5 protein-coding genes and 1 pseudogene are annotated in these 4,386 nt (G+C 62.0%); 2 read left to right on the forward strand and 4 right to left on the reverse strand.

Going from position 1 to position 4,386, the window contains the following annotated elements; genetic code table 11:
• From B3849_RS15535 to B3849_RS15550, 4 genes and pseudogenes are all read right to left on the reverse strand, one after another.
• Window positions 1-780: pseudogene (locus B3849_RS15535) on the reverse strand (capsule biosynthesis protein); the annotation flags it as partial.
• Window positions 758-1,417, reverse strand: a complete 660-nt coding sequence (locus tag B3849_RS15540) for an ABC transporter ATP-binding protein (RefSeq protein ID WP_005849402.1) — start codon at window positions 1,415-1,417, stop codon at window positions 758-760. The pseudogene B3849_RS15535 and the gene B3849_RS15540, both read right to left, overlap by 23 nt.
• Before the next feature lie 202 nt (window positions 1,418-1,619).
• Window positions 1,620-2,522, reverse strand: coding sequence for a cation diffusion facilitator family transporter (locus B3849_RS15545; RefSeq protein WP_278425578.1), 903 nt, complete (start codon window positions 2,520-2,522; stop codon window positions 1,620-1,622).
• Window positions 2,523-2,547: 25 nt separating this feature from the next.
• Window positions 2,548-2,892: an ArsR/SmtB family transcription factor gene (locus B3849_RS15550; RefSeq protein ID WP_278425579.1), complete on the reverse strand. Its 345-nt coding sequence runs from the start codon at window positions 2,890-2,892 to the stop codon at window positions 2,548-2,550.
• 126 nt (window positions 2,893-3,018) lie between these two features.
• Between B3849_RS15550 and B3849_RS15555 the strand changes: the two genes are divergently transcribed.
• Together B3849_RS15555 and B3849_RS15560 are read left to right on the forward strand one after the other, a co-directional pair.
• On the forward strand, window positions 3,019-3,606 hold the full coding sequence (locus tag B3849_RS15555) for a uracil-DNA glycosylase family protein (RefSeq protein WP_180827972.1): 588 nt from the start codon (window positions 3,019-3,021) through the stop codon (window positions 3,604-3,606).
• The gene (locus B3849_RS15560) at window positions 3,599-4,384 is read left to right on the forward strand and encodes an SseB family protein (protein ID WP_005849394.1); all 786 of its coding nucleotides are present in this window, start codon (window positions 3,599-3,601) and stop codon (window positions 4,382-4,384) included. Before B3849_RS15555 ends, B3849_RS15560 begins: the two co-directional genes overlap by 8 nt.
• Window positions 4,385-4,386: the final 2 nt, after the last annotated feature.

Raw genomic sequence — 4,386 nt, forward strand, 5'->3', positions numbered from 1 at the left:
GCCTAGGGGGCCAAGCCCGCCTGTGCCTTCGTTCTGGATAATCAGGAACTGGCTGTCTGTCGCATACATCGGCGTGGCGATGTTGTAGAAATAATACCCGCCCATGATTGTGGGCAGCCCGACAAAGAACGCCAGACGCACCATAAGCAACGCCATTTTGCGGCGGCGGCGCCTGGTGATGTCGCGCTGGATGTCCGAGATCTCGCGCATGCGGCGTTCCATCGGATTAACGTCGGTCGAGGGCAGATTGCGCCCCCCGGCAGGGACTGTCTGGGGAAGCTGGATGCGCCCTTTCTGCAATGCCGTCCCGGTGGATTGCTTGTCCTGAGGAACGACCAGTTCCAGCATGTTGGAGCGTTGGAACGGGTCGATACCTTCGGCGCGCAGCAACCGCACCGCATCGAAGTCAGAGGTCGGGGCAAGCCCGTGTTTTTGCGCCACGCGACGGGCCATGCGCAACTGGCGGCCGGTCAGCCCTTCGCGGCGGATCGCGTCGATGTCCTGCTCTCCGCTGACTTCGGTCGCTGATGACACCTCGCCGCTGCGGGCGTCGGAGGGCGAGGGCGGGCGCGCAGCGGAGGCAGCAGCAGCTTGGCTGGGCGCTGCAGCTCTCGGTGCTTCGCCGCGCGATGCAGCCGCTGCGCGTGGCGCGTCAGGGGCCTGCGGCTTTGGCGTGGCTGACGCGGGGGCATCACGTTCGACCGCATCGTTCCCCTTGGGGGCCGCAGCAGGGGTCGCACGTTTGATGCGGAATTTTCTAGCCTTGGGTTTCGTAGTCATAAAGCTGTTTGGCCTCTTCCAAGGTGTCGAAGATATGTAGCTTTCCGCCAAGCAAGACAGCAGCGGACCGCGCGAATTGTTCCAACGTCTCGGCTTGGTGCGAAACGATGATGATCGTCGTCGTGCGCAGCCGTTCTTGCAGAATTTCGCCCGCCTTGCGGTTGAACTCCACATCTGTGGTGCTCGGCATGCCTTCGTCGATCAAATAGATGTCGAAATCAAGCGCAAGCAGCAGTGAAAACGAAAACCGTGATTTCATCCCGGCCGAATATGTCCCGACGGGCTGGTCAAAATATTCCCCCAACCCACACAGCCAGCGACAAAAGCTTTCGACGTAGTCAGGGTCCAGCCCATAGAGACGGGCAATATAGCGGGCATTCTCTACCGCGGAAACCTTGTTGACGACACCGCCCATGAACCCCAGCGGGAAGCTGATGTTGCAGCCGCGTCTGATTTCACCTTCGTCCGGCTTTTCCAGCCCCGCCATCATATTGATAAGGGTCGTCTTGCCGGTGCCGTTCGGGGCGAGGATGCCAAGGGAATGACCCAAATCCACACGAAATGACACATGGTCGAGAATGACCTTGTGTTGCGTGCCAGTCCAAAAGGACTTGGAGACGTTGTCGAATTCCAGCATGCCTGCTCCGATTGGTGCTGTTGCGGGTATGTCGCGCCCTGTTTCCCGAGCCTTGGGCGGTGTCTAGCCCTCTATTTTGACTATATTATGTCGTAGTTGGGGCCGAATTTACAAGGAGCCAAAACGACCCACGCGCCCGAAGGGAGTCCCATCGGCGATGGTTTGCAAAGCGCGCTATACGAAAGGTCGAGGGGTGCGGGTGTTAGTGACCGATCACCTTGGCGTCGTGGCAATGGGAATCCTGGGTCTCAAGCTCGAGCGTGACGTGGTTCAGATCGAACTCGGACTTCAGATAGGATTTCAAGGCGTGGCGCAGGGCGCTTGGGTCGGTGCCTTGTGCGGCGACGATATGGGCGTCAAAGGCCGCGCCGTGTTCCTCCATCAGCCACAGGTGCACATGATGGATGTCTGTAACGCCAGGCTGGTCGCGCAGTGCCGCGATCACGTCTTCGGTGCGCAGCGCATCGGGCGAGGCAAGCATCAGGATCCGTGCCACCTGCGGCAGTTCGGTCGCGGATTGCCAAAGGATGTATCCGGCAATCAGCAGCGTGGCCAATGGGTCCACCCAAGCCCAGCCGAACAGGATCATCAGCGCCCCCGCCACAATCACGGCAACCGAGCCCAAGGCATCGGCCACATTGTGCAAAAAGGCCGCGCGGATGTTCACGCTGGATTTGGATGCGCGAAAGGTCAACGCGGCGGTGCCCAGATCCACCAGCAAGGCGAAGCCGGCGACGATCACCACGATCCAGCCCGCCACGGGTTCGGGATTGGCAAAGCGCATCGCGGCCTCATAGACCAGATACAGGCCGATCACGATCAAGGTGGTATAGTTGATCAGCGCCGCCACCGCCTCGATCCGGCCGTAACCAAAGGTCATATCTGCATTGGCCGGACGGCGGGCGATCTTGCGTGCGGCAAAGGCGATGATCAGCGCGATGGCGTCGCTGAAGTTATGCAGCGCATCGGCGATCAGCGACAGACTGCCCGCGACGATCCCGCCGATGACCTGCGCGACCGTGAGACCGAGGTTGATCGCCACCGCGAGGGCAATCTTGCCGTCGCCGCTGTCGGGATCGACGTGATGATGGTGACCGTGTGACATGGGGGGACTTTCGCTATCTGTGGTGTTAACCGTGGGGATGATCAGGGCAGGGGACCGCGGCGTCGGCGCAACACTCTGTCATCAGGAACTCGGACAGATCCTGTACTGCGTCATGGGATACCGCCGCGCAGATGGTGCTGCGCCCCTGACGCTGTTGGCGCACCAGCCCTGCGGCTACAAGCAGTTTCAGATGATGGGTCAGCGTCGACCCGGTGATGCCCGCGCGAACACCCAGCGTGCCGATGGTCAGCCCGTCAGGGCCTGCGCGCACCAGCAAACGGAGAACTTGCAAACGTTGCTCTGACCCGAGCGCGGCAAAGCGCGCAGCAGCCAAGGCGAGATCATGGGGGGAGGCGGGATTCATTTTCATGTTTTTAGAAATATAGAAATGACTGGCCGCGTCAAGCTCATTTCGAAATGTCTCGAAATGAGCGCTGGACACCACCGCGTCACCGCCCCCTTTGAAACCGGCGCGCCACCGCTTAGGTCTACCCCCATGACCGACATCCGCCCCGAACTCAGCCAATGCACCCTCTGCGCCGACCGCTTTGCGGCTACGGCGACGGGGCACCGGCCCAATCCGGTGGTCTGGTTCCAACCGGGCGCGCGGCTGCTGATCGCCTCGCAAGCGCCGGGGTTGAAAGTGCACGAGGCAAACACCCCCTTCTGGGATGCCTCTGGCAAGCGGCTGCGCGACTGGCTGGGCGTGGACGAGACGACCTTTTATGACCGCAGCCGCGTGGCGATCATCCCCATGGCCTTTTGCTTTCCAGGCTATGATGCCAAGGGCAGCGATCTGCCGCCTCCGCCGATCTGTGCGAAAACATGGCGGGCCCGGGCGCTGGATACCGTGCCCGATGTCCGGCTGACCGTGTTGATCGGGGCCTATGCCATGCGCTATCACCTGCCCGGGTTCACCACAGTCACCCGCGCCGTCGCCGATTGGCAAAACCACCCGAAGGGCGTCTTTGCCTTGCCTCATCCCTCGTGGCGCAATACCGGTTGGCTCAAGAAAAATCCGTGGTTCGAGGAGGACGTGCTTCCCCGGCTCCGCGCTGCTGTAAGGAATGTACTGGATGACTGAAGCGACGCCCCTGGACATCGCCCATGCCGCCATGATGGCCGATGAAAGCGATGACGCTGCCCGCCTGCGGTTCTATGAACGCATGGCCGATGTGGAACTTTTCCTGTTGCTCGAAGCCGAACCGGACGCCGATCAGGTCAGCCCTGTCCTGCTTGAGGATGCCTATGTGCTGGTCTTTGACCGGATCGAACGGCTTGCGGCCTATGTCGGGCAGCCCGCGCCCTATGTGGCGCTGTCCGGGCGCGCGATTGCGGGGATGCTGGATGGCCAACCGCTTGGCATGGCGGTGAACCTGGATGTCGCCCCTTCGGCGATCCTGCTGCCCGACAGCGCCGTGGCTTGGCTGCGCGACACACTCGCCCATGAAGCCGGAGAGGTCGAGGCGCGCATCGACCGTGTTCTGCCGCCCAAGGGCCTGCCCGAAACGCTGATTGCCGCGATTGATGCCAAGCTGGCGACCGCCACAGGCATGGCGGCAGGGGCGTGGCTGGTCGGGGTTGAATACACCGGCGGCGGGCGCGGGCATCTGCTGGGCTTTGTCGGGGCCATCCCGCGCGCGCAAGACGCGCTGGTTCGTGCCGCCTCCGAGGCGCTGACATTCTCGGGTATCGATGCGGGGGCGATGGATGTGGGCTTCTTCGCGCCCTCTGATCCGACGGTTGAAAAACTGTCGAAAGTCGGGCTGCGTTTTGATCTGCCCCAGATGGACCCGTTGGAAAAAACCCCGCGGATGGAGGCCCCCGGCTCTGACCCGTCAAAGCCGCCGATCCTGCATTAGCG

Source organism: Sulfitobacter sp. UBA4523 (assembly GCF_002388305.1).
GTDB classification, from domain to species: Bacteria; Pseudomonadota; Alphaproteobacteria; order Rhodobacterales; family Rhodobacteraceae; genus Sulfitobacter; species Sulfitobacter pontiacus.

Excerpts from the sequence above, each read along its gene's own strand:
- B3849_RS15555 (WP_180827972.1), top strand. The coding sequence starts at position 3,019 with ATGACCGACATCCGCCCCGAACTCAGCCAATGCACCCTCTGCGCCGAC.
- B3849_RS15560 (WP_005849394.1), top strand. The coding sequence starts at position 3,599 with ATGACTGAAGCGACGCCCCTGGACATCGCCCATGCCGCCATGATGGCC.
- B3849_RS15550 (WP_278425579.1), bottom strand. The coding sequence starts at position 2,892 with ATGAAAATGAATCCCGCCTCCCCCCATGATCTCGCCTTGGCTGCTGCG.
- B3849_RS15540 (WP_005849402.1), bottom strand. The coding sequence starts at position 1,417 with ATGCTGGAATTCGACAACGTCTCCAAGTCCTTTTGGACTGGCACGCAA.
- B3849_RS15545 (WP_278425578.1), bottom strand. The coding sequence starts at position 2,522 with ATGTCACACGGTCACCATCATCACGTCGATCCCGACAGCGGCGACGGC.